General features: G+C 35.2%; 22 protein-coding genes and 1 pseudogene. 19 read left to right on the forward strand and 4 right to left on the reverse strand.

Features of this window, described 5'->3' with window-relative positions; translation table 11 throughout:
• Positions 1 to 14 precede the first annotated feature (14 nt).
• Both MKY09_RS07155 and MKY09_RS07160 read left to right on the forward strand, forming a co-directional pair.
• Complete coding sequence (locus MKY09_RS07155) at positions 15 to 1,139, forward strand: glycosyltransferase (protein ID WP_342567962.1); 1,125 nt, start codon at positions 15 to 17, stop codon at positions 1,137 to 1,139.
• Between the two features lie 34 nt (positions 1,140 to 1,173).
• Positions 1,174 to 1,665: a glycosyl-4,4'-diaponeurosporenoate acyltransferase gene (locus tag MKY09_RS07160; protein WP_342567963.1), complete on the forward strand. Its 492-nt coding sequence runs from the start codon at positions 1,174 to 1,176 to the stop codon at positions 1,663 to 1,665.
• 74 nt (positions 1,666 to 1,739) lie between these two features.
• Here the strand turns inward: MKY09_RS07160 and dhaK are convergent, their stop codons facing one another.
• On the reverse strand, positions 1,740 to 3,491 hold the full coding sequence (dhaK, locus tag MKY09_RS07165) for a dihydroxyacetone kinase subunit DhaK (RefSeq protein WP_342567964.1): 1,752 nt from the start codon (positions 3,489 to 3,491) through the stop codon (positions 1,740 to 1,742).
• A gap of 171 nt (positions 3,492 to 3,662) precedes the next feature.
• Between dhaK and MKY09_RS07170 the strand changes: the two genes are divergently transcribed.
• The 3 genes from MKY09_RS07170 to MKY09_RS07180 all read left to right on the forward strand — a co-directional run bounded on the left by MKY09_RS07170 (position 3,663) and on the right by MKY09_RS07180 (position 8,331).
• Entirely contained in the window at positions 3,663 to 4,886 is a 1,224-nt protein-coding gene (locus MKY09_RS07170) for a DUF819 family protein (protein WP_342567965.1), read from the forward strand.
• Between the two features lie 614 nt (positions 4,887 to 5,500).
• Positions 5,501 to 6,682, forward strand: coding sequence for a nucleoside transporter C-terminal domain-containing protein (locus MKY09_RS07175; protein WP_342567966.1), 1,182 nt, complete (start codon positions 5,501 to 5,503; stop codon positions 6,680 to 6,682).
• A 416-nt stretch (positions 6,683 to 7,098) separates the two neighbouring features.
• Positions 7,099 to 8,331, forward strand: a complete 1,233-nt coding sequence (locus MKY09_RS07180; RefSeq protein WP_342567967.1) for a dicarboxylate/amino acid:cation symporter — start codon at positions 7,099 to 7,101, stop codon at positions 8,329 to 8,331.
• Positions 8,332 to 8,406: 75 nt separating this feature from the next.
• Here MKY09_RS07180 and MKY09_RS07185 read toward each other — a convergent pair whose 3' ends face one another.
• Positions 8,407 to 9,411 (reverse strand): hypothetical protein, encoded by a 1,005-nt coding sequence (locus MKY09_RS07185; RefSeq protein WP_342567968.1) that lies wholly within the window; start codon positions 9,409 to 9,411, stop codon positions 8,407 to 8,409.
• A 223-nt stretch (positions 9,412 to 9,634) separates the two neighbouring features.
• Between MKY09_RS07185 and MKY09_RS07190 the strand changes: the two genes are divergently transcribed.
• From MKY09_RS07190 to MKY09_RS07225, 8 genes and pseudogenes are all read left to right on the forward strand, one after another.
• Positions 9,635 to 10,540 carry an HNH endonuclease gene (locus MKY09_RS07190; protein ID WP_342567969.1) on the forward strand — a complete coding sequence of 302 codons (906 nt, stop codon included), beginning with the start codon at positions 9,635 to 9,637 and terminating at the stop codon, positions 10,538 to 10,540.
• 806 nt (positions 10,541 to 11,346) lie between these two features.
• On the forward strand, positions 11,347 to 11,799 hold the full coding sequence (locus MKY09_RS07195; protein ID WP_342567970.1) for a hypothetical protein: 453 nt from the start codon (positions 11,347 to 11,349) through the stop codon (positions 11,797 to 11,799).
• A 23-nt stretch (positions 11,800 to 11,822) separates the two neighbouring features.
• Entirely contained in the window at positions 11,823 to 12,260 is a 438-nt protein-coding gene (locus tag MKY09_RS07200) for a tetratricopeptide repeat protein (RefSeq protein ID WP_342567971.1), read from the forward strand.
• Positions 12,261 to 12,696: 436 nt separating this feature from the next.
• A complete protein-coding gene (locus tag MKY09_RS07205; protein WP_342567972.1) occupies positions 12,697 to 13,923 on the forward strand; it encodes an ATP-binding protein in 1,227 nt (408 codons plus the stop codon).
• A gap of 147 nt (positions 13,924 to 14,070) precedes the next feature.
• Positions 14,071 to 14,676: a YitT family protein gene (locus MKY09_RS07210; protein WP_342567973.1), complete on the forward strand. Its 606-nt coding sequence runs from the start codon at positions 14,071 to 14,073 to the stop codon at positions 14,674 to 14,676.
• 138 nt (positions 14,677 to 14,814) lie between these two features.
• Positions 14,815 to 16,410 (forward strand): amidohydrolase, encoded by a 1,596-nt coding sequence (locus MKY09_RS07215; RefSeq protein ID WP_342567974.1) that lies wholly within the window; start codon positions 14,815 to 14,817, stop codon positions 16,408 to 16,410.
• Between the two features lie 20 nt (positions 16,411 to 16,430).
• The gene (locus MKY09_RS07220) at positions 16,431 to 17,891 is read left to right on the forward strand and encodes an amino acid carrier protein (protein ID WP_342567975.1); all 1,461 of its coding nucleotides are present in this window, start codon (positions 16,431 to 16,433) and stop codon (positions 17,889 to 17,891) included.
• A 304-nt stretch (positions 17,892 to 18,195) separates the two neighbouring features.
• Positions 18,196 to 18,995 (forward strand): annotated as a pseudogene (locus tag MKY09_RS07225) (transposase).
• A gap of 121 nt (positions 18,996 to 19,116) precedes the next feature.
• On the opposite strand, the gene MKY09_RS07230 reads toward MKY09_RS07225, so the two are convergent.
• Positions 19,117 to 19,512, reverse strand: coding sequence for a pyrimidine dimer DNA glycosylase/endonuclease V (locus tag MKY09_RS07230; RefSeq protein ID WP_342567976.1), 396 nt, complete (start codon positions 19,510 to 19,512; stop codon positions 19,117 to 19,119).
• A 310-nt stretch (positions 19,513 to 19,822) separates the two neighbouring features.
• Between MKY09_RS07230 and MKY09_RS07235 the strand changes: the two genes are divergently transcribed.
• Complete coding sequence (locus MKY09_RS07235) at positions 19,823 to 20,113, forward strand: hypothetical protein (protein ID WP_342567977.1); 291 nt, start codon at positions 19,823 to 19,825, stop codon at positions 20,111 to 20,113.
• A gap of 122 nt (positions 20,114 to 20,235) precedes the next feature.
• On the opposite strand, the gene MKY09_RS07240 is transcribed toward MKY09_RS07235, so the two are convergent.
• Complete coding sequence (locus tag MKY09_RS07240; protein ID WP_342567978.1) at positions 20,236 to 21,066, reverse strand: Ku protein; 831 nt, start codon at positions 21,064 to 21,066, stop codon at positions 20,236 to 20,238.
• Between the two features lie 86 nt (positions 21,067 to 21,152).
• Here MKY09_RS07240 and MKY09_RS07245 point away from each other — a divergent pair, with 86 nt between their 5' ends.
• The 5 genes from MKY09_RS07245 to MKY09_RS07265 all read left to right on the forward strand — a co-directional run bounded on the left by MKY09_RS07245 (position 21,153) and on the right by MKY09_RS07265 (position 25,060).
• Positions 21,153 to 23,009 carry a DNA ligase D gene (locus MKY09_RS07245; protein WP_342567979.1) on the forward strand — a complete coding sequence of 619 codons (1,857 nt, stop codon included), beginning with the start codon at positions 21,153 to 21,155 and terminating at the stop codon, positions 23,007 to 23,009.
• Positions 23,010 to 23,127: 118 nt separating this feature from the next.
• The gene (locus MKY09_RS07250; RefSeq protein ID WP_298471603.1) at positions 23,128 to 23,358 is read left to right on the forward strand and encodes a KGG domain-containing protein; all 231 of its coding nucleotides are present in this window, start codon (positions 23,128 to 23,130) and stop codon (positions 23,356 to 23,358) included.
• A 141-nt stretch (positions 23,359 to 23,499) separates the two neighbouring features.
• Positions 23,500 to 23,715 (forward strand): KGG domain-containing protein, encoded by a 216-nt coding sequence (locus MKY09_RS07255; RefSeq protein ID WP_298471600.1) that lies wholly within the window; start codon positions 23,500 to 23,502, stop codon positions 23,713 to 23,715.
• Positions 23,716 to 24,219: 504 nt separating this feature from the next.
• The gene (locus MKY09_RS07260; protein ID WP_298471598.1) at positions 24,220 to 24,777 is read left to right on the forward strand and encodes an integrase; all 558 of its coding nucleotides are present in this window, start codon (positions 24,220 to 24,222) and stop codon (positions 24,775 to 24,777) included.
• Positions 24,778 to 24,892: 115 nt separating this feature from the next.
• Positions 24,893 to 25,060: a hypothetical protein gene (locus MKY09_RS07265; protein WP_298471596.1), complete on the forward strand. Its 168-nt coding sequence runs from the start codon at positions 24,893 to 24,895 to the stop codon at positions 25,058 to 25,060.
• The last annotated feature ends 84 nt before the right edge of the window (positions 25,061 to 25,144 follow it).

Consider the following 25,144-nt stretch of genomic DNA (forward strand, 5'->3'; position numbering starts at 1 on the left):
GAAGAGGTGGGCTTATGTTACAGTTACTTTTTATGATTATAGTTGCTTTTCTCATCCTAGCAATGATTTGTGGTGTTTTGATGCTTTGGAAAATCCCAGTACCGGGACAAATAAAAGAAGAACTATCTGGAAACCCTTCTATCACAGTTATTATTCCAGCAAGAAATGAGGCAGGGCGCTTACAGCCATTGCTTGAATCATTACAAAAACAGTCTCTAAAGCCGAAGGAAATTATTGTTGTTGATGATGAATCCACTGACAGGACAGTACAAATTGCGAATGACTTTGGAGGCAGGGTTATACAAACCCATGAGGGAGACCTTAGCTGGAAGGGAAAATCTGCCGCTTGCTGGATCGGCTCAAAGGCTGCAGCTGGAGATTGGTTATTATTTTTAGATGCTGACACAAGGCTGGAGCATGAGAATAGTTTAAAAACTCTAGCATTAAATTATCAGTCGCAAGGAGCGAGTGGAATTTTATCAGTCCAGCCTTATCATAAGGTCAAAAAGCTGTATGAAAACTTTTCTGCCATTTTCAATATTATTGTTATGACTGGTATGAATATTTTTACTGTGTGGAGTACTCGATTGGAAAGTGCAGGCGCATTTGGTCCCTGTATTTTAACCGCTCGAAAGGACTATATGGATGCTGGAGGACATTTTGTTGTTGGTGAAGCGATTATGGATGATTTTGAGCTTGCGAAGGCTTTTAAAAAAATTGGTATACCAGTGCGATGTATTAGCGGTAGAGGAGTACTTAACTTTCAAATGTATCCGGAAGGCATGAACTCATTAATAGAAGGATGGACAAAAAATTTTGGTACTGCCTCTCGGTCTACGCATCCACTTGTAATGTCGTTAATAAGTACTTGGATCAGTGGAAGCTTTCTTCCCATTGCATTACTGATATTAGGATTTTATATTGGTTCTGTCTCATGGATTGCTATTGCCTGTATTTGTTATGTAGGATTTATGATACAAGTCTATTTAATGGCACGCCGTACTGGTAACTTTAGATTTTATGTATTTATAATTTATCCAATATTATTTTTCTTTTTTATTGGAATCTTTTCCTGGTCACTGGTGCGAACAAAGCTGTTTCGTACGGTTACTTGGAAGGGTAGAAAAATAAATGTATAAGGGGAATCCAATACAGCTGGTAGAGTTACCTATAATGGAAACTATTTTAATAGATATAGTAGCATGGACTTTTTTTCATATAGCTATATCGCTTTGCATGGCGGCTATTCCTTCAAGTAAATTTGAAAATGATAATAATTTATATCGTATTAGAGAATGGGAAAAATCAAATCAGCTATGGTCACGACTTTTCCAAGTTAAAAAATGGAAGCATCTGATACCAGATGGAACAAAAATCATCCAAAAGGGCTTTGAGAAAAAGAGTCTTATAAGTAAAAATAGGGATTACCTTTTCAAGTTTTTAATAGAGTCAAGAAGGGCAGAACTAACCCATTGGCTATCTATTTTACCTTCCGTTTTCTTTTTTCTTTGGAATCCTTTGTGGGCAGGATGGGTCATGGTTCTGTATGCCTTTTTATTCAATGGTCCAATTATAATCGCACAACGGTATAACCGTAATCGATTAGAGAGAATCTTATCTAGTAAGAGAAAAAGCGTAGTAAAAAGAGAAAAAGTATTGAATTGATTACCAATGTAAAAATATAAAGAATATAATTTAAAACGACCTATCCTCCTTATGGAGAGATAGGTCGTTTATAGTTATTTGATAGAGTTGGAAAGCTCGGTAAAGATTACTCCTAACCCATAGGCTCCTGCATCAGGATAACCTAGGCTTCGTTCACCTACTGTGCCTGCTCGTCCCATACGAGCTACAATGTCTTTTGTCTTTTCGGCACCTTCAACTGCAGCAGCAGCTCCTTGTTCAAACGCTATTTTAAATGTTATTTCTGTAGAGACACTATCCATCCAGGACTCTACACAAGGTATTAGAGCATCAATCAGTGTCTTATCTCCAACCTCTGCACCTCGCCCAAAGGAACGTTCTCCAGTAGTTTGAATTCCTTTTACAGCTTCCTGGAGCATGTCAGCGAACTCAGCTATAGACAAGTCATTCTTACCCATTGTTTCTTTTCCAGCCGCTCTAAATGCAGATCCCCAAATAGGTCCTGATGCTCCTCCGCAATATTCCATAATTACTAGGGAACAACTGTGTAAAAACGATCCGATGTTTAGGTCACGCTGCTGAATAATGTCATTCCATTCTCTTTTCAATTGCTTAAAACCTTTAGCCACACTCATCCCAAAATCACCGTCTCCAGCATGGGAATCTAATTCACAGAAGGGCACCTCGTTTTGTATAATAACTTCACTCATTTTGTCTATTAAGTAAATCATGTTGTGTAAGGTTAATTTTTCATTCTGTATTAACGCATAATCTTCATCAGTTTCAGTTTTAAAGGATACTTGCTTTTCTGTCTTTTCCTCTAGCACTTCCGTATATTCAATTGGATCAACTGGTCCACCTACTTTAAAGGCTGGTGTATCACTAGGTTTAGACAGCAAGTCCTTTAGTTCATCATCCAATTTTAAAAATGTTAGAGAAGCCCCGGCCATGTCGATGCTCGTCATATAATTTCCTACGAATATGCGATTCACTTTAATGTTCTTTTGTGATAGTACTCGTGTAACTGAGTTGTTTAACAAGTACAATTCTTGTAAAGGAGTTGCTCCAAAGCCATTTACTAATACTGCAATCTCATCCTCTTCGTTAATACCTAAATCTTTTATAAGGTCAGTGGTCATTCGATCTGCTAGCTCATCTGCAGAAAGCATTTTTTCTCGTTTTATACCTGGCTCTCCATGGATACCTACACCATATTCTATTTCGTCCTCAGCTAATTTAAAGGTTGGTGTTCCTTTTGCAGGCACGGTACAAGACGTAAAAGCTACACCAATGCTCCGTACGTTAGTTGCAGCTTTTTCGGCCACAATTTTGACTTCATTTAAATCTTTACCTTCCGCTGCAGCAGCTCCGGCTAATTTGTGTACAAAAACAGTACCGGCAACTCCTCGTCTTCCTACTGTATACAAGCTGTCTTCTACAGCAATATCATCGTCTACCTTCACATAGTCCACTTGTATACCATCTTCTTTGGCTAAAGCAGCTCCATTTTTAAAATTCATCATATCACCGCTATAGTTTTTGATGATCATTAAAAGACCTTTTTCACCAGCTGTTGCCTTAATAGCTTGGTACACTTGGATTTGAGAAGGGGAGGCAAATACATCTCCGCAAACAGCAGCATCTAGCATGCCTTTTCCTACGAATCCAGCGTGTGCAGGCTCATGTCCGCTACCTCCACCACTAATTAAGCTAACTTTGTTATGATCAATCGTTTTCTTTTTAATAATTTTATACTTCTTTAAAAATTCTAGCTCTGGATGTGCTAGGACTAATCCGTTACACATTTCCATCACCATATTCTCGGGTTGGTTCATAAATTTTTTCATTATGTATAGCTCCTCATTTAATTATCTTCATTGATGTAGCACAGTAAATTATAATACATCCATTAAAAGCTATCCAATGTTTCGATATGGTATATATTTTGAAAATTTAAATATTAATAATATAATAGATTAAATAAAAGTATCATGATTAAAGAAAATGAGGAGGAGAATATGGGAAATACATTAATACAAGCGGATGATACGCTTACACTGTGGGGAATCATTATTATCGTGGCTTCATTAAGTATCTTTTTAGAGCAGAGGTTCAGCTGGGCAGCTAAAATAACTGGAGCCATTATCGCATTATTGATTGCTATACTACTCTCTAATACAGGCATCATACCAACGGAATCAGCTGTTTATGATTCGGTATGGACTATAATTGTTCCTCTTGCTATACCACTGCTCCTTTTTCATGTAAATATCAAGAAGCTATTTAAAGAAAGTGGCAGGCTTTTAATGATTTTCTTAATAAGCTCCATTGGGACTGTTGCTGGAACGATTATTGCATTTTTTATATTAAAGGAACATATACCACTGCTTGATAAGCTAGCTGGAATGTTTAGTGCTAGTTATATAGGAGGTGGAGTTAACTTTGCAGCTATGTCTGCTAAGTTTGAAACACCTGGTGAGCTTGTATCTTCTGCAGTAGTTGCTGATAATTTGAACATGGCACTTTTATTTGTCATCTTAATGATTATTCCTACCATGCAATTTTTCCGTAAAAAGTATAAGACACCTCATATTGATGAGTTAGAATCTAGAGGGAATAACGACAAGGATAATCAAGCGAAGACTTACTGGAAACCGAAAGAGATATCATTAAAAGATATAGCTCTGTCAGTGGGAATAGCATTTGCATTAGTGATTTTAGCAAAAAAGGTATCAACTTGGTTTGATACGCTTATCCCATCAGGAGAAGATGTAAATTTTCTTTTCAATCTTTTGAACGGATTAATAGGAGATCAGTATTTGTTGTTAACGACATTTACTTTCCTTGCTCTATTATTGTTTCCAAAATTCTTTGATTCGTTAAGAGGAAGCCAAGAAATTGGAACTTATCTCATTCATATTTTCTTTGTTGTAATAGGTATTCCAGCGTCCATACCATTAATTATTAATAATGCTCCTTTATTGTTAGTTTTTGCTTTTATCATCGTAGCTATCAATCTTACTATTTCTTTAGTAGGGGCGAAGGTCTTCAAATTCGAATTAGAAGAAACGCTACTCGCTGTAAATGCCAATATTGGAGGACCAACCACAGCTGCAGCGCTGGCAATAGCGAAGGGATGGAGTAATTTAGTAGGCCCAATTTTAATAGTTGGGACATTAGGATATATTATTGGAAACTATGTAGGTACTTTCTTAGGATTGTGGCTAGGTGGTTTTATATAAGATTATGAAGGTGAAGATATGGGCGTAAAGCAAAGAATCTAAAATTATATTGTGGTAATACCTTCCTGATAAACACTGAAATATTGTTTAATATTACTATTAACTTCCATAAGAAAGAAGTGAGTTTACTAACAACTCCTTCTTTCTTTTTTTGTGGAGAGAAATATGACCTATATAAATTTCTATTAAATAGAAATTATTAGTGTTCCGTAGTTCCTAATACTTATTTCAAGGGAAAATTTTGAATATTAGGCATTTAGTTGTTTTAAAAATTTTAAAATATTAATTATTTGACTAAAATAATATTTTCAATGTAGAATGACAAAACGAGTAAAAGTACTAGAAGCAACGCAGAAGAAGCACATCCAGTAATTTTAAAATATTATTTTTTGAAAGCGTTTTTGTTTACTAATTTTAAACGATAATGGAAATCAGTTGAGACATCAATCTACATTTCACATGGTTTTGAAAGCGGTCCCAATCACGTTTTCTAAAATTATTTAGAACTTACTCTGTACTTCTTTAGAAAGAGACTTTAGTGCTTTTGCGAACTAACAAAAAACAACAAGTAATAGCTGTTGAAACTAAAATATAGAAAAATTGAGGTAGAGAGAATGTCAATTTTAATTGGAATACTGGGGTTAGTTGTAGTCTTAGGATTAGCTTATCTCATAAGCAATAATAAGAAAGCAATTAATTATAGAGCTGTTGGGGTTATGTTGGTTCTTCAAGTCGTTTTAACATTAATCATGTTTAAAACTACAGTAGGATTAACTGTAATAGAAGGAATTGGGAATGGGTTTACTAAAGTCATTAACATTGGACGAGAAGGGGTTAACTTTGTAGTAGGTGGATGGGTACCAGAAGGTGGATCCGTATTCTTTATCAATGTATTAGTGATTCTTATCTTTACATCTATGCTACTTTCGGTTTTAACTTACTTACGTGTTCTACCAATCATTATTAAGTATTTAGGTGGATTCTTATCTAAAATTACAGGGTTATCTCGTGTAAGTACTTTCCATGCGGTAAATAATATTTTCTTCGGTCAATCAGAAGGTATTTTAGCTATTAAATCACATGTCCTTAAGATGGATAAAAACAAATTATTTGTGATGGCTATTACATCTATGGCATCTGCATCCGCATCTATAATGGGTTCATATATTACGATGCTGCCAGCTAAATATGTTTTAGGTGCCATGGCTTTAAATGCTTTATCAGGTTTGATCATCGGTATAATTATTGCTCCGGATTCTTCAACAGAAGAAGAAGTTATTGACATCAAGGAAGCATCACAGGCTAAATCATTGTTTGAGTCTATCTCAATGGGCGCTTTAGATGGTGGTAGAGTAGCATTAATCGTTGCTGCTATGCTTGTTGCTTATGTAGGTTTAATGGCGTTAATAGATGCAGGGTTCCAAGCTGCAATGGGTATTACTTTTACTGAGATTTTAGGATATGTATTTGCACCAGTTGCTTGGTTAATGGGTGTACCTGCAAGCGAGATTTTAATAGCTGGACAAACGATGGGGACGAAGCTTGCAACTAATGAATTTGTAGCAATGCTACAATTCAGAGATCAAATTCCTAACTTATCTGAGAAAACAGTTGCAGTCGTATCTGTATTCTTAATAAGTTTTGCGAATTTCAGTTCAATTGGAATTGTCAGCGGTTCTCTTCAAGCAATTAATGGCGAGAAAGCTTCTATCATTTCAAAACATGGTCTTAAGTTATTAGTCGCTGCTACTATGGTATCTTTCCTAACAGCAACGTTAGTTGGTATCTTCATTTAAATTACATCATAAATAGCGTCACTCTCTTTATTGGGAATGATGCTATTTTAATATAAAAGAATCTAGATTTAGGATGAGGAACAAGTAGAACAGATAGTTGATTTTTTTAATAAATCAAATGTTTTAAAAATAATATAAAATTTTTATTATATTAGGATTAGAATGGTTCAATTTGTGGAATATAAAGTGAAGTTAAGAAATAATAAAAATTTATTAGTTAGGCTAGCAATTTAGTTAATAGGATATCGTGTTTTTAGAAAATATTGAATTTTTAATTAGAAATACATAATAAAATATCATTAATACTTAATGATTCTTCTCTGTTCAATTGAAAACACGGTTACTCTGATTTAGTGTGCTTAGCATAATTAAAAAACTAATAAATTATTTATATAATAATAGTAAAGGGTGATCAGATGAAATTAGCGACTAAGATATTGTGGGCGTTAGTGTTAGGTGCAATTGTAGGGGTAGTGTTAAATATAACAGCACCGGAATTTTTCTCGACAGCAGATAGCTTTTTATTTACACCGCTTGGAACTATCTTTCTAAACTTAATTAAGATGTTAATTGTACCTCTTGTATTCTTCTCGATTGTTGTAGGGGTCGCAAATATTGGTGATCCTAAATCGCTCGGTCGAATGGGTGCCAAGGCAATGACATTCTTTTTAGCAACAACTGCTTTAGCAATTACTATCGGAATCATTTTGGCTTTAGCTATACAACCAGGAAAAGGCGGAAATTTTGAAACTAAGGCTGTTGACTATGAGGCGACAGAAGCACCACCTGTTTCTGAAACGTTACTTGGTATAATCCCTGCGAACCCTATAGATGCAATGGCTAGTGGGGACATGCTTCAAATTATATTCTTTGCTGTATTTATAGGCTTAGGTATTAGTTATCTCGGAAGTAAAGTAGAGAGTGTACAAAGATTTATGGAGCAGGCAAATGAATTAATGATGTTCTTAGTAACTTTAGTAATGAAATTTGCTCCAATCGGAACATTTGGATTAATTGCTTCCGCAGTAGGGAAACAAGGCTTTGATGCTTTAAAAGTAATGTTTATGTACATGCTAGTAGTTTTCCTTGCCTTAGCTGTTCATTCCATTGTCGTTTATGGGGCTTCGTTGAAATTCTTAGCTAAACAAAATCCTTTGAAGGTCATAAAAGCATACTTACCTGCTTTAACTGTTGCTTTTAGTACGTCCAGCAGTAGTGCAACATTACCTGTCTCTATGGAAATCGCTCAGAAAAAACTAGGCGTACCAAAAGGTATTAGTAGCTTTGTTCAGCCTTTAGGGGCGACGGTTAATATGGATGGGACAGCTATAATGCAAGGTGTAGCAACGATTTTTATTGCCCAAGTATATGGAGTAGACTTAACGTTTATCCAAATGCTAACGGTAGTATTAACTGCTGTGCTTGCATCTATAGGTACTGCAGCAGTACCTGGAGCTGGTATGATTATGCTAGCAATGGTGCTTGAGTCCGTTAACTTACCTGTTGAAGGAATCGCATTAATCTTAGGTATTGACCGTTTACTTGATATGACACGTACGATGGTAAATTGTACAGGTGACTTAACGTGTGCATTATACGTAACGGAAAGTGAAAAGAAACATCAAAAAACAGAAGTTGTAGAAAATTAATTTGAAACAAAAAGGCTATATATCAGTGGTGAACTCCCACTGAATATAGCCTTTTAAGTTATATATAATCTATTATCAAAGCTCTTCTTGGAAATAGATCTTATAAAATTTTCGATTAGTTACCTCATCATAACCAACCTCTATTAGCTGATCCACCTGCTCGATATCCCGCACGTTAACTTGTATCTCGATATTAGAATCTAATTTGATCTTTCGTTTGTAATTCTTTTCTGCTTTAGCTATGGCACTTTCAGATATTACTGTTTCATAAGGCTTTACGGAGTTAATGATAATGTCTTTTTGGACTTGATCAGCTTTTTCGAATACTGTTTCAATATACTCGTCCACTTCAAATGCTTCTTCATTTCTAAAATAATCTAAGGTCTTATTTAGAAGCCCAAGCTTTTCTGTATTTGAAAAGTTTTCTTCTTTCACAATCAGCTTTTTACATTCAGTTAAAGCTAAATTAGTTTTATGGAAGTGCTCATCCGCTATTTTTATATTTAGAAAACGTTCTTGCCAATAAACAACATCTTCTTTTTTCTTCGTTTTCATAAAAACTGCAGGAGGATTGTCTGGCCCCATATCGACAATTACTGCTATATTATTTATTTTCTTTACGTTGATCCCATCTACACCATTTACCGTGACTTTTTGTTGTTCATTTTTTATGTCTAAATACATTTCCTTCTCATCAATCTTCACGATTGAAATGGCTTTTTTAGACTCATTATTCCATATGCAGTTATCAAATAATCCAATAAATAATTCACCGTGCTTTATATTAGGATGCTGGGAAACACTTTGGAGATGAACCGCTATATTTTTGGATTGCTCAAGGAAACTATTACTATTATCAAAAATACTATTGATATATGTGTAGACTTCGTTTAATCCCAAATCTGTTTGATGAAAAAATTCATATTGCTGCTCAAAATCCACCTTATTAAAAGCCAACTGAGTAAAAGTAGCTTCTAGCATTACCTCAGGCTGCACATAAGCTTCATCACCTAAAATGAGAGATTCACCTACATAATGTACGATATATTGATCTAACTTACTTTCGTTTACTTCTAACACATCTTCACCTTCTAAATTAGAGTTCTAGATATTATACCTTATCATATTATAGAAGTTATTTTCATATATTTTTCCTCTTATTTTTGTTAATGATGGAAAGTAAAGAGAAAGAATATAAATTTGCACATACTAATATTGGAAGTGAGCTAATTGTATAAAATACTGATATTTTTTTGCTATAATGAAAATATGGTTTTGATGGAGAGTAGAGGTAGGTATTTAAATGAATTTTTATATTGTCATGCAAGGACAAACGTATATAGAAGAAAAACAGCACAGTATTATTTGGTCCAAACAGGTTGATAAGAGTGGGATGCGACTGCCATTTTGGGAGCGTATGAAAGAAGTGCAAGCAGGGGACTGTATTTTCCATTATGTAAAAGGGGACATTGTGGCAGTTAGTATTGCTAAAAGAGATTACTACGAAGCAGCTAATCCTTATGATGAGGAATATCAGAAAAAGGGATATCTAGTAGAAACATCTTATGAGGAATTACATAACCCTTTAAGCATTAAGGAACATTTTCAAGAGATAGAGTTATTACTCCCAATAAAGTATTCAGCTTTTCAAGAAAACGGGGATGGGAACCAAGGGTATCTTTATCCCTGTAACGAGCTATTGGCTATCAAGCTTCTAGAGTTAATAGCCGAGATGAATGTAAACCTGGAAAAACAAGAACAGCTGGAATTTGCGATCAGTCCAGTTCTGTTTAAGGAACGCAATCTCCTACTACAAATCATAGCAATAATGGAGTCGGAGGCAAAGTCAAAAATCCGTAAAGGTAAGCAAAGGTTTAAGCTAGCCCTTTCTCCGATCTGGGATAATGAATGTGCTATCTGTAGCATTAATTCTTCAGATTTGTTACATGCTTCACCAGCAAAGGCTTGGAAAGACAGTACAGAGGAAGAAAAAATGGATCCCTTTAATGGAATCTTGCTTTGCTCTAACCATGATGCATTATATTCAAAGGGGTATATTGCATTTGATGGTCAAGGTAAAATCCATATTTCAGATCGCATAAAAGAAATGGATTACGAAAAGTATATGATTCATTCGAAAATACGTATAAAACGACAGGAAGAGCATAAAAAGTATCTTAAGTGGCATAAGAAAAATGTTTTAAAGTAAGGTTATGTTAAAGTTTTTGGTTGAGTTTTGTCTAGGAAAAGCTCATTTTGATATTCCAAAGGTTTATAAAAATCTATATAATGAATGTATTGATGCAGTTTATAAAACATGGGGTATGGAAAATTGCAACGTTAATCTAAAGGAAGACTAGCTCTATCTTTCATTAAAGAGCGGGAAATGGATAGCTGTTATTCAAGTTTTGTCACTATTGGATTGTATTTAGGATATCATTTAGATGTTGGAAACCTTGAATATAAAGACGGTTTTCATAATGTAGATGGAGATATAAAATGAATACCTATGATCTTTCAAAGGCTATGTATGGTGAACTCTTAATATGCTGTAAAAGTTGTCGGGATCTACGTGAAGTTTTAGAAGAATGATTAAGGAAAAAATAAATAGAATGGGATTTTAAGTGACTTGATTTAGGGTTTGATGTGAGAAATTCAACAAAAGGGTGATGGTCGATTGTCATGAGCAGCTTAATAAGTGTTATAATTGCTATATCTTTTACCATGTTAGCGGTTTTTATCTATGAGTCTTACGGACTTGTGTGGGCTATTAGTCTTATAGTTGGAATTCTATTTCTTACCATAGTGGTACCAATGATATACAAGTCATTCTTTAATCGTCAATGACTACGGTTTATATAATGCAAATGGTGATATAAAACGAAAAGCTTTCCACTCTTACGAGGGTGGAAAGCTTTTTATATTAATGAAAATGGATAGGAAATCATTTGACTTTACAATGGAATAAATAGAAAATTATGTATATACCATAAGTAGGAAGGGAGGAAATACTAAATGGAGGGAGATCTTTATTCTCCTAGTTTATCAGGAGAACAAATAGAGGAAACGAAAAGCTATAATTTATCGAGTTTATTTGTCGTGGCGGCTCTTGGGCAGCTTGTAGCGATTAGCGCACTTGGTTTACAGAATGCTATTTGGCTTAAAGTTAAAAAGAAGGTTTTGTATACACTTTTAAGCATAATTTCTGTGCTGTTTATTTTGAAATTTTTTTTAATCTATGCCTATACCCATCAAATGATTGATATTGAAAGATCTACTTATAGATTAATGGGGAGTGTAATGGCAATTGTATGCTTCGCAGCTGTTTATAATTTGTTAAAGGGCTCATTTAATTTACATGTGTCTACAAAGGGTGATACCAAGTCACTTGTTGTTCCTGGCATCATTTGGTGTATTACCAGTGTGGCAGTAGAAATGATATTAATAATAACTATTTCTCTTATATAGATGCTGGGGAAGGTGACTATAGAATGATTCAGAAAGAGATGAATTCATTTGATTTAATAGAACATTATTTTCAGATGGACCGTTATGAACAGGTTATAGAAATGCTAGAGAATAATATGGATGAGCACATGAATAATGAAAAAGCCTGGTATTATCTTGGATACAGTCATTATAGTCTAAACAATTTTGAGTTAGCTGAGAAGGAAGTAAAGGAAGCTCTACGATTAGGTATAAACGAGGAATCTGCTTTTCATCTGTTGGGTTTAATCTATTATTCCATGGAAGAGTGGCCGGAGTCTGAAAAAGCATTTCTTGAAGCACTTCGACTGAATCCTAATAATGCAGATATTCATGCTAGCTATGCATATTTGATGAAGAGTGTAGGTCAAAACAAAAAGGCTTCGAGGTTAATAAAAAAAGCGATTGAATTAGATCCTGAGGACGGACGTATTCTACGGTAACATTATTTAATCGAAGGTGACGAAAAAAAAGAAAAAGATCATTTAGATACCATTCAAACTTATATTAATTCAAATGATAACGAACTGAACAAACTTCTTCACTTAGGGGTAACGGCCAAAAATCGAAATAAAACAAAAGAGGCAGAGGAATATTTTCGCCAGGCATTTGCATTAGATCCGAATAATGAGAAGCTATTAAATATTCTTCAAGAATTAGAGATTATAAACCATCCATTACTAGCCATTAGTCGCTGGGCTCATAAAATAGGTATGCACTATACATGGATTGTGGGGATTGGCTTATCTATTCTTTTGTTTTCATTAGATTTTGATACTGCAGGTGGAGCTTTATTTTCTTTATACGTTGTATTTTGTATTTATATTTGGGTGTCAGAACCAATAGTGAAATTATTATTAAAGAGAAGAAGGTGAGTAAGTGGAAAAAATAAAATGGCTCCATCAGATGGTAGAACAAAGCCCTCAAGACCCTCAAGCACATTATTGGCTAGCGAAGGAACAAGCAGAAAGTGGCAATCTTTTTGAGGCAGTGCAATCCCTATCTACTGCTCTTTCTTGCTGTGAAGACGATGAACTTCGAAAGGAAATAATTCAAGAGTTATCTATCGTAAGTATGAATCTGCAAAATACTGAGAGCACTCAAACTGCTGTACCTACTAGTTTGCAGGAAGAAGCAGTAGAAGCAGATTATTTAGTTGAACAAAAAGATAACTTGAGTTTATTAAAGACAAAACTAAAGGTAATTGATGGAGAGGAAAAGCCTAAGACGGTTAATAAGAAATCTCACCATATTACTTTTGAAGACGTTGCTGGCTTAGAGGATTTAAAGAAAACGATCACGCTCCGTATTATTAGTCCCTTTTACAATAAAGGGTTGTTTGCGAAGTTTAAGAAAAAATCAGGTGGTGGGGTGCTGCTCTATGGTCCTCCAGGATGCGGTAAAACATTTATTGCGAGAGCAACAGCGGGAGAATGTAAAGCAAACTTCTATCCGGTGCATATTACAGACATCATTGATCCTTACATAGGTGTTAGCGAAAGAAATTTAAAGGGCATCTTTGACAAAGCGCGCTTTCAGAAACCAAGCATTATGTTCTTTGATGAGGTAGATACAATCGGCTTTAGCCGTTCAAAATCCTCTGCAACTCATAGGGGGATAATTGATACATTTCTTTCCGAAATGGAGGGTATTGATACAAGTACAGATGAAGTGCTAGTCATGGCTGCTACTAATACTCCATGGGATGTAGATAATGCACTCAAGCGTCCAGGAAGATTTGACAGACTCATATTTGTAGCACCTCCAGATGAAGAAGCGAGGAAGCAGATCTTCCAGCTTAAGCTGAGCGATCGGTATGCGGAAAATATTAATGTAGAGCTGTTAGCCCAAAAAACAGAGTTTTTCTCTGGAGCAGATATTGAAAACGTCATAGAAATTGCATCAGAAAATGTCCTTTCTGAAATTTTAACTACTGGGAACGAAAGACCTTTAAATACAGATGATATGCTGGAGGCACTAAGTAATCAGCAGCCATCTACATTGGATTGGCTACGAACAGCCAAGAATTATGTTAGATATTCCAATCAGGGTGGATTATATAACGACATAGAAAAGTATCTCCAAAAGCATAGTCGAAGTATATAAACTGGTTTAAAATAATTCATTTAAAAAAGAAGGTTAGTAGTGTTTCGACGCTACTAACCTTCTTTTTGTTTAGAACAAATAAGATTTAGACATGTTGTCCTCCTACTGTACATAAATTAAGTACATATCCAGACAATGGAGGTCCATATGTATTTATTTAAAAAGGGATTAGTAATTATCTTTGGCAGTATTTTTATCGCACTTGGAATAAATATGTTTTTAGTACCCTATGAGATATTAGACGGTGGAGTAATAGGTATAGGGTTAATCTTAAATTATTTATGGGGTTTTAAAACAGGTGCTACTATTATATTTTTTAGTATTCCCATATTTGTAATCGCTTGGTTTAAATACCGTGAGTATTTCTATAATAGTTTGCACGGAATGATTATTTCTTCTTTTTTTATTGATTTACTTAAACCATTCAGTACAATAGTAGTTTTCGATTCTGTTCCAAGTGCTATAGTCGGTGGTTCGATGGTAGGCATCGGGATAGGTTTCATGCTTAGGTACCGGACAAGTACAGGTGGAACGGATTTAATAGCGCAGTTTATAAGTGCCAAAACAGGTGTAAATGTAGGGATTAATATCTTTGTAATCGATTCATTAGTTTTGGTAGTGGGAGGACTTTTACTTTCCATGGATTCTTTTTTACTCTCAATCATGACTATATTATCAGTGGCAATGACTACAAGTCTAATTGCTAGAAAGACAATGCCTAAGCCGATTCCCAAGGAAAGTATAGTACATTAGATTCAACAACGGTATTTCTGTATAGTTCTAATATGCTTTTATTTATTAAAATAACAAATAAAATTGAATAATATATATCTGAATATTAAAATAAATTGATAGACTAAAAATCTTGTTGAAAAAGGGAGGAAAATGCAGATGAGAATAATCTATACAAACGGCAATATTTTTACAATGAATTTAGGGGAGCCGCTAGTTCAGACTATTGTAATAGAACATGAGAAAATTGTAGATTTAGGCACGAATGAAGATATGCTCCTTCATTGGGGAAGAGACAATGCGACTGTAATTGATTTGGATGGTAAGTACGTATTTCCAGGATTGATAGACAGTCATTTACATATTTCGAGTGTAGGGATTAATGCACAGGAGTTAGACCTGACCGGAATTGAAAGTAAAGAAAAGTTGCTAAATGTTATTAGTAACAAGGCTAGCTCTATTCAACCGGGTGAATGGATCCTAGGTAGGGGCTGGGATGAAAACATCTTCCCCGACAAGCAAATTCCTTCCATTGAAGAATTAGACTATGTCTCACCGGGTTCCCCATTATTTTTACCAAGAATTTGTGGGCATGCCTTCCTAGTAAATTCAAAGGCTTTAGAGCAAAGTGGGTATCATTCGGATATGCCAGTACCCTTTGGAGGAACAGTCGTAACTAGTTTGGAAACCAATAAACCGACTGGATTATTGCTTGAGACAGCTTCTAACCTAATTACTGACCGAATTCCAGCGAAAAGCTATGCACAGCTCAAGTCTGCTTTAAAATGGGGATTAGAGGCAGCATTAAAAGTTGGTATGACCAGTATACATACGAACGATCCTACATATTTAAATGGAGCTAAACAAACATACAAATTGTTTGATGAACTTATCAATAAGGAGGGCTTGGGTCCTCGAAGTAATCTTTTAATTGACTATAAGTATCTAGAAGAACTTAAGGATGCAGGTATGCCTGCAGGATTTGGAAACGACAAAGTGATGATTGGAGCAATAAAGTTTTTTGCAGATGGAGCATTGGGTGGAAGAACGGCGCTATTATCCCAATCTTATGCTGATAGTCCGAGTAACTATGGAAGCTCCATGTATGAAAAAGAAGAACTGTTAGAGCTGATGAAAAACTGTAGAGAATTTAATATGCCTATTGCAGTTCATACCATAGGGGATCAGGCATTAATAGACGTTTTGGACAACCTGGATCATTTAAAGCCGGTTGCTTATAGAGATAGGCTAATACATGTGTCTATTTTAAACAATGAACTAATTGAACGTCTGGCAAGCCCTCATCGAATAATAGATGTACAACCTAGATTCGTAGCAAGCGATTATCCGTGGATTGTGGATCGACTTGGAGAGACTCGTGCCAATATGTCTTATCCATTTAAAACTTTACTAGAACGAGGTGTAATCACTGCCGGTAGCTCTGATGCCCCAATAGAGCCACTGAATCCTTTATTAGGCATTCATGCTGCCGTTACGCGTAAAAAGATAGGAGAAGTACATCAAGGCTATAATGAAGCTGAGAAAATTTCCATGTACCAGGCGTTTAAAATGTTTACCATTGGAGGGGCCTTCGCAACTAATGAGGAACACACGAAAGGAACTTTAGAAAGAGGAAAGTATGGGGACATGACTGTTCTAAACAAAAATCCGTTTAGTATGGAAAATGCGGATGAACTTTTAGAAACTGAAGTAGAAATGACTATTATCGGTGGAGAAATAAAATATAGAAAATAATAAAATAAGGGGGTTACAGTATGGAAGCATGGTTGGAAACAATAGTTGGATGGCTATGGGGATTACCTTTAATATTTACAGTTCTCTTTGTAGGACTCTACTTTACGATAGGAAGTAAGTTGTTTCAATTTGGCTATTTGCCTCATATTTTCAAGGTGACTTTCGGGGACTTGTTTAAAAAAAGAGACAAATCGGCTGATGCGAAGGGTATATTAACACCATTTCAAGCAGTAAGCACTGCAATAGGTGGCAGTGTAGGAGTAGGGAATATAGGCGGTGTTGCAACTGCTATAGCTATTGGAGGACCTGGTGCTGTCCTGTGGATGTGGCTTACCGCTTTATTAGGAATGATCACGAAAACAGTAGAAGTAACTCTATCTGTCCATTACAGAAATACAGATGAAAAAGGCCAACCATTTGGTGGACCCACTTATTATATGGAGAAAGGCTTAGGAGAAGAGAAGAACTTTAAGTTTTGGAAGGTACCTGCTATTCTTTTTGGTGTTGGAATATTTACTACATTCTTCATCACGCTTCAAAATTATACGATTTCCGAGGCTTTAAGCTCTTCATTTAATATAGACATGATTCCGGCATCCTTCATCTATCTAATTCTTATTTATATTATTATTTATGGAGGAATTAAACGAATTGGAGAAATAGCTGGGCGGCTTGTACCTTTTATGTGTATTTTCTACGTGCTGGCCGGACTGTTTATTATTTTTAAAAATTACACGGAGATTATTCCCGTTTTTGCTTTAATATTCGATAGTGCCTTCACTGGAACTGCTGCAGTAGGCGGGTTTGCTGGAGCAGCAATCGCTCAAGTGATTCGCATGGGTGTAGCAAGAGCCGTCTATAGTAATGAGGCAGGCTGGGGTACATCTCCAATGATTCACTCTACGGCTAAAACTAGTCATCCGGTTAAACAAGGAATGTGGGGAGCAGTAGAAGTATTTGTAGATACAATTATCGTTTGTACAATAACAGCATTTACTATAATTATCACTGGTGTCTGGTCTTCAGGATTAGATGGTGCTGCGTTAACACTGTCGGCTTTTGAAATTGGAATTGGTGAATTTGGCAGATATGTAATCACTATTTCTATTTTCCTTTTCGGTCTAACTACATCTACAGGCTGGTATACGTACTATGAAATTTTGTTAAGACAAGTCTTTGGGGATGAAAAGAAGTTAACGTTAAAATATAAGATTTTGCTTTGGTTTAAATGGCTTTACCCAATACCTGGGTTCCTAATGGTTGTTTATGCTGTGATGTATAACCTGCCTGGGAAGGCGGTATGGTATTTTGCTGATATTACTACAGCGATCCCTACCTTCGTAAACTTAGTTGTCTTACTATTTTTAAGCAAGAAATTCTTTGAGTTATTAAGAGATTACAAGGCTAGATATTTAAATATAGGCGTGGTGGATCCAAATTTTAATGTGTTTTATGAGGATCGATTGAAGAAGAAAAAATGATTTTCGCCATTGGAGAGAAACACGCATGAAGGTATGAGGAAACGTGAATGTATATACATTCACGTCAGACTGTAGACAAACTCCAAAAATTTTGGAGTTTGCCTACAGTCTTTTTTCTTTTAAAATAGAAGTAACGCGAGGAAAGTTGATTTCCGCTACGAACGGACGCTTTCCGCGGGCACGGCTTCAGCCGCTTCCCTCGCTGCGCTCAGTCCAGGGTCTTCAGCTCGCGCTGTTCCCGGTGGAGTCGCCGTTCTTCGCTCCAATCAACGGGGCCTCCTATAAAATGAATGAGGTGATGGATATGATGACGAAAAATCAAACCAATGAACGCGAACAATTAGAAATCTTGACTATTGAACAGTTGGTACCACAAGACCATCCTGTTCGTATGTTAGATGCGGCAATTGATTTTTCCTTTATCTATCCATTGGTTGAAAACCTTTATTCGACAATAGGGAGACCTAGTATTGACCCAGTGGTACTTATCAAGATGACTTTTATCCAATATACCTTTGGTATACGGTCCATGCGCCAAACCATTAAAGAGATTGAAACCAACATGGCATACCGATGGTTTCTAGGCTTTGGTTTCCATACCGAGGTTCCCCATTTCTCAACTTTCGGGAAAAACTATGTCCGTCGTTTTGCAGACACAGATCTATTCGAGCAGATTTTCTACAGAGTATTAAAGGAGGTCGCAGATCGTAGGCTCCTAAGCCCGGATCATGTCTTTATTGATTCGACCCATGTGAAAGCTAGTGCTCAATAAGAGAAAGTTTGAGAAGAAGGTTGTTCGTAAAGAGACGTGGGCTTATGAAAAGAGGCTCCAGGAGGAGCTCAACCTCGACCGGGAAAAGCATGGGAAGAAACCATTCCCGCATGAAAAAGGACTTACGTCATAACTATGAAATGAAAGAAATTTACGGGAAACGTAAAGAGACGATCGAGCGTGTCTTTGCCGATGCCAAAGAAAAGCATAGTATGCGATGGACAACCTTAAAGGGTCTTAAAAAATTGTCCATGCAGGCGATGCTAACTTTTGCTGCCTTAAATCTTAAGAAGTTGGCCAACTGTACCCGGAAAACGCCAAAAATGGCGTAAAACAAACAAAATCGAGAGCTGAATTAGCTCTTTTTCCAGAACTGTGATAATAGCAAAAGGGTTGGAAATCGTTTCGATTTCCAACCCTTTTGTCTACACTCTGACGTGAATGTATATACATTCACGTTTGCTTTTTGTAAACGGACATTAAGGATTCATACTGTTCAGTATTAAAATCCTTCTGCCCACGCATAAATTTTTCTTTTAGATTAAAATAACATATCTCTAAATATTCTTTCGTATGATGATGCTCAAATGGATTTGCTAACGTTTTATAAGAGCGGCCTTCAAAATGTTTTTCCATTTTATCTACTGTACGTATATTTATGTTGCGTTTACGCATTTCCAGTAAGACCAATTGGGTATAAGCAAACAGATCATCTTTTGGGTAGTTATAAATATAGTTTATTAAAATATGGCGATCTTCTTTCACAAAAATACTGTTTAACTCACGCCATTGTGCCAACAGTTGGGATTTCGGTAAAGAGCTTAGTAAATGTTGATGCCATAAGCGCAAATAAAACATCTCCTTTATGAAGTTGACCCTGTGTTAGAAACATTCATGTTATTAAATAAAGATAATATTCGAATTTCGTGTTTATTTGCTACACAGAGAATCGATATATGGTTTAAAATGTAAAATAACTGTGCTATTATTAGGTGAATGGAGGTGCCAGAATGCCAACAATAGCATTACCTGGTTTTTTATTTACTATTCTAGTTCTTGCTTTTATAGCAATCATAGCACTTATTATTATCTTTATGGCTACAAGTAAAACAAAAAAAGGATGACCTTCTAGGTGATCTTAAAGGGGAGATTCATTTAAATGGTTTTAAGAATGCTTTTAGAAATTCTTCGTATCATTTTCATTTTTGCAATCCTTGGAGTAATTTTGAGTGGTTTACTAAATGCAATCTATACTAAGTTCGAAGTTGGAACTTATTCTTGGTTAGGTGGCGTGGCGATTTTATTATTACTATTTGTACTATATAGAAATAAACTTCAATTCTCAGGTTGGTATAAAGGAGAAGGAAGAAAAAAATTACCCAATTCAGTTACTTATGTTATTGCAACAGTGTCAGTTTTTATGATTGTCTCTCCTTTTATTGTAGGTTAAAGGAGTTCCTAAAATCAAACAAAGCCCTCGTAATATATAGAGGGCTTGGGACTAGCTTAAGCTGATAACAATAAATTATGTGTATATTGAATCCAGGAAGTATGCTTTGATATAAAATAAGCTTAAGATGTCTTTGCCTTTGGAGTTCTTTTCCGAGCAGGCGTCTTTTTCTTTTTTGTTTTATCTAAGGAAGCTTGTAACGCTGCCATTAAATCCGTAACATTTGATGTTGCTGCAGGCTGTTGTTTACTGTCCGTTTCAATAGGCGGACTGCTAACTTTTTTCTCTTCGATTAATTCCATAAGTGCAGTGCGGTAATCATCTGTGTATTTTTCAGGGTTAAATTCAGTAGTTAGCTGTTCGACTAATAGCAAGGCAGTTTCTAATTCCTTTTGTACGACTGTTTGGTCAAGTGGGATATTTGGAACGTCTGAAGCCTTTCTCACTTCATCAGGGAAATGAATGGTTTCCATAACGAGCAATTCCTTGTATACACGCACAACTGCTAGCTGTTCTTTAGCTCTTATAATAATTTTAGCTACGCCAATTTTGCCAGATTCCTCTAAAGCTTTTGTTAAAAGGGAGTATGCCTTAGAGCCACCACTGTCAGGAGCTAAAAAATAGCTTTTTTCAAAATAGATAGGATCAATTTCTTCTAGTTTCACAAAATCGATTATTTGTACGGCTTTATCCTCATTTTCCTTTCGCAGCTTTTCAAGTTCCTCTTCATCCAAGACGACAAACTTGTTTTTAGAATACTCGTAAGCCCTCACGATATCTTCAGGTTTCACTTCTTCACTACAGCCCTCACAAACCTTTTTATAGGAAATAGGCTTCATGCATTCCTTATGAAGTTGGCGTAATTTAATATCTTTATTATCAGTTGCAGTATGAAGCTTTACAGGAATATTGACAAGTCCAAAACTGATGCTTCCTTTCCAAACTGTATGCATATGTGTTACACCTGCTTTTCTTTTCCCTTACTATGATATCTTTCGACTGGTTTTATGTATGAGGAAGATAAATTTATCAAAAGCTAATGAAAAAGAAAGGAGGAAAAAATATTAAACCGATGCTTTTAACTCCTAGTGATGAAATTCCTTTAGATAAGGATTGGATATATGAAACTAAATATGATGGTTTTCGATGTATATTAGAATGGTATGAGGAACCTATAATAAAAAGTAGAAATGAGAACGTTCTTAATAAAATGTTTCCAGAAATTATCCAATTTTGTCTTTCTATTCAGGACAAAATAAAACCATACTTACCAATAGTGATGGACGGGGAGATTGTACATTTAGTAAATAATTATAAGAGTAATTTTACAGTCGTTCAAACAAGAGGCAGGATGAGAACTAAAGATGCAATTGAACAGCATGCTGCTAAATTCCCTTGCCATCTTGTTATCTTTGATCTTTTAACTATTAAAGGAGAGGTAGTTAATAACTTGCCACTTGTTGGTCGTAGAGAGAAGCTTAGTACTATGTTTAAGAAACTTAAACTCCCTACTATTAATAGTGAAAGTAATAAACGACTACAAATAATTGAACAAAGTAAAGTGAGTAAACAGCTATGGGGAAAAATTGTAGCTTATAATGGAGAAGGTATGGTTGCAAAGAAAAAGAAGAGTTTTTGGGCAATAGGCAAGCGTTCAACTGATTGGCTAAAAATCAAAAATTGGAAGATTACAACGATCATTTTAACCGCGTTTGATAAAACTAATAATTATTTTTTTGGTGCAATTTATGATCAAGGGTCGTTAATTGAAGTAGTTAACTTTAGTCATGGGCTAAAGGAAGAGGAGCTTCAAACACTTCAATCCTTTTTTTATACAAATGGTCAAGCAGTTGGAAAAAATAAGTGGATTATTGAACCTTCCATATGTGTGGATATTGCTTCTATTGATTTTGACGGTAAAAGATTAAGAGAACCTAGATTCTATCGTTTTAACTTTGACTGTGAACCGGCCGAGTGCACAAGAAAACAATTTAATTTCCAATTATACTCGATACCCGAAAATGTAAAGGTAACTCATCCAGATAAGCCTCTATGGGTTTCAAATGACATTAGAAAAGAGGACTATCTCTATTATCTTCAACGAGTTTCATCTTATATCATCCCATTTTTAAGAAATAGACTCTTAACTGTAATTCGATATCCTCATGGCACAATAAGAGACGAGCGTTTTTATCAAAAGAATTGGGAGGATAACATTCCTAAATATGTTGAAACAAAACTGGTTGAAGATAATCGGTACGTTATTTGCAACAATATACAAACACTTCTTTGGCTAGGGAATCAGATAGCACTAGAATTTCACATTCCTTTTCAAACAATTGATACAGAGATGCCAACAGAAATAGTCTTTGACTTAGATCCGCCATCCGTTGATTATTTTTGGATGGCAGTCGAAGCAGCTATTAGAATGAAGGCTATTTTTGATGAATTTTCTCTTGTTTCATTTATTAAAACGTCGGGAGGGAAAGGGTTGCAAATCTATATTCCAATACCTAAAGGTATCTTCTCTTATGAGAATACCAGGGTATTTACTAAGTTTGTATGCGATTTTCTGTGTGAGCAGGAGCCAAATCTTTTTACGACGGAACGCATGAAAAAGAATCGAGAAAACAAGCTTTACTTAGATTATGTTCAGCATCATGAAGGAAAGACAATTATTGCTCCTTATTCTACTCGCGGTAATGAAGGCGGATTTGTCGCTACTCCATTATATTGGGAAGAGGTAAATAAGGAGCTGAGTCCTACTTTGTTTACTATTCCAATTGTTTTAGAAAGAGTTAGCAAGTATGGAGATATATTTCATTCGTTTAGACACGTAGACAATCAACTTGCATTCAAAAAAGTAATAGAACAGTTAAAAAACATATTATTTTAACTAAATACTTGAGAGGAAGGCACTATTTTAAGGATAAAATGTTTTAGTCTTTAATAGGTGGGAATATGATTAGTGAGCTTGATAGTAGCTCAAAAACAAAGTAAGAGGAGGAATTAATATGGCTAACAACAACCAAAACAATCGCGGAAGAAATAACAATGGAAACATGTCGTTTGAAGAAGCAGGACGTAAAGGCGGGGAAGCTACCTCCAATAATCACGGACAAGAATTCTACGAGGAGATCGGACGTAAAGGCGGAGAAGCCAATTCCGACAACCATGACAAAGACTTTTACAAAGAAATTGGTAAAAAAGGCGGAGAGTCGCGAGGCAACTCCAACAACAATTAAACTCAAGGCTATATGAATAAACTTAAAATGTTAATCTCTAACTAAAATCCAAGTTCTAAAAACCGAACTAAAAATAATCCGAATGAAATATTAAGAGAATCTAAATAGTGAGTTTTAACTATTACTAGGAGGATGATTTTAATGGCTACAAACAATCGAGGAAACAATAATGGTAAAATGTCTGTAGAAGAAGCAGGACGTAAAGGCGGAGAAGCTACCTCCAATAATCACGGACAAGAATTCTACGAGGAAATCGGACGCAAAGGCGGAGAAGCCACATCCGATAACCATAACAAAGACTTTTATAAGGAAATTGGACGTAAGGGCGGGGAAACTCGTCAACAAGGTAATAACTAATTACTAATTTCTTCAATCTGATATACAAAAAAAAGACCATTTCTGCAATACCCGAGTCGATTATGACTCGGGTATTTTTGGTTATTAGCATATTGTAAATAACAATATATCAGATTTATACACGCAGGTTAAAGGTTTTAAAATAATACTTATAAAGAATTCCTTTTTGTATTCAAAGAAAGAATACTGTTTATTTCCTCGGAAATGATATAAGTATAATTACATCTTAATTAGTCGTCATAACCACATGTTACATAATGTTAGATATAGAATTATAAAAATTAAAAAGAGATCACAACTAGCGTGCCCCTGGACACAGATAAGTGAAAAACACTTCTAATTGCTTATTAAAAAGCATATACAGTTCATTATGTACTTACTTACTTGAATTGTGATTTAAGATTGTATGCAAAAATATTGTAAAATTTTAGTTATTGTTATATAGTATTACTCATTGAAAACTTGTCCTAAGAATAAATACATAAGGGGTAAAAAAGAAACAAAATGACAGATGTTAAAACACAAAATAATATAGAAGAAATAATCCATTCAACAGTGCACTCGGTTAACATGACCATGGAGGTTTATAAAGACAATTCAGGGATTAATATGAGCTACAACTTTATAGGCAATTATATCGGAGTAGATTTGCACAGATTATTTATAGCCATAGAAGAGATGCCTTGCTCTTTAACAATGGAGTTATATGTTAAAATACTAACAATGCATGAGCTAGGTCATGCCATGGATCGTGTTGCATTAATGAATACTCTGGAGCGAACAAAAGAAATTTTTCATATGAAACGAAATCATTCGATAAAAGAAATTTACAATAATTTAGAAATGTTATCTGTGATTTTAGAAGAACATGAAATGAATCTTGTCTTTGAGGAAACAGCCTGGACTAATGCGGAGACACTTAACGAAACATATAAAATAGTAGATCCTGTTCATTTAGAATTTGTTAAAAAACATAGCTTGTCTACCTATATAAATTCATACGAGGCTGATCTTTCTATTTATAACAGTCTTATGGAAGAAAACAATGAACAAATCGCGTAAGTCCTAGTCATCTGTAATCTATATACAGATGGCTTAATTTTTTCTCTAAGGGTTTCACTAATCTCTAAAAGGGAATATATATAGTAAATCCATCTAGAGAAAGAAGGAAATCTTAATGCAACAAAAAAACGAACAAAAAGATATGAGACAACCAAATAGCTTTCAAGAGCAAGGTAATTCTGCTCATCCCAAAGATGAAAAAGATACTAGGCAGCCTAATAGTTTCCAGGAGCAGCCTCCAAATACGGAAAAAAACCACACCCAAAAAGCCAAAGAAAACTAAGACTTTCCGATGAATGATACAATTAGTAGACAAGAAGATAGCTTCAATAAATAAGTGAGTGTTTGAAAGGGTATTCCTTGAAAG

Source organism: Psychrobacillus sp. FSL K6-4046 (genome assembly GCF_038624605.1).
Classification (GTDB): Bacteria; Bacillota; Bacilli; order Bacillales_A; family Planococcaceae; genus Psychrobacillus.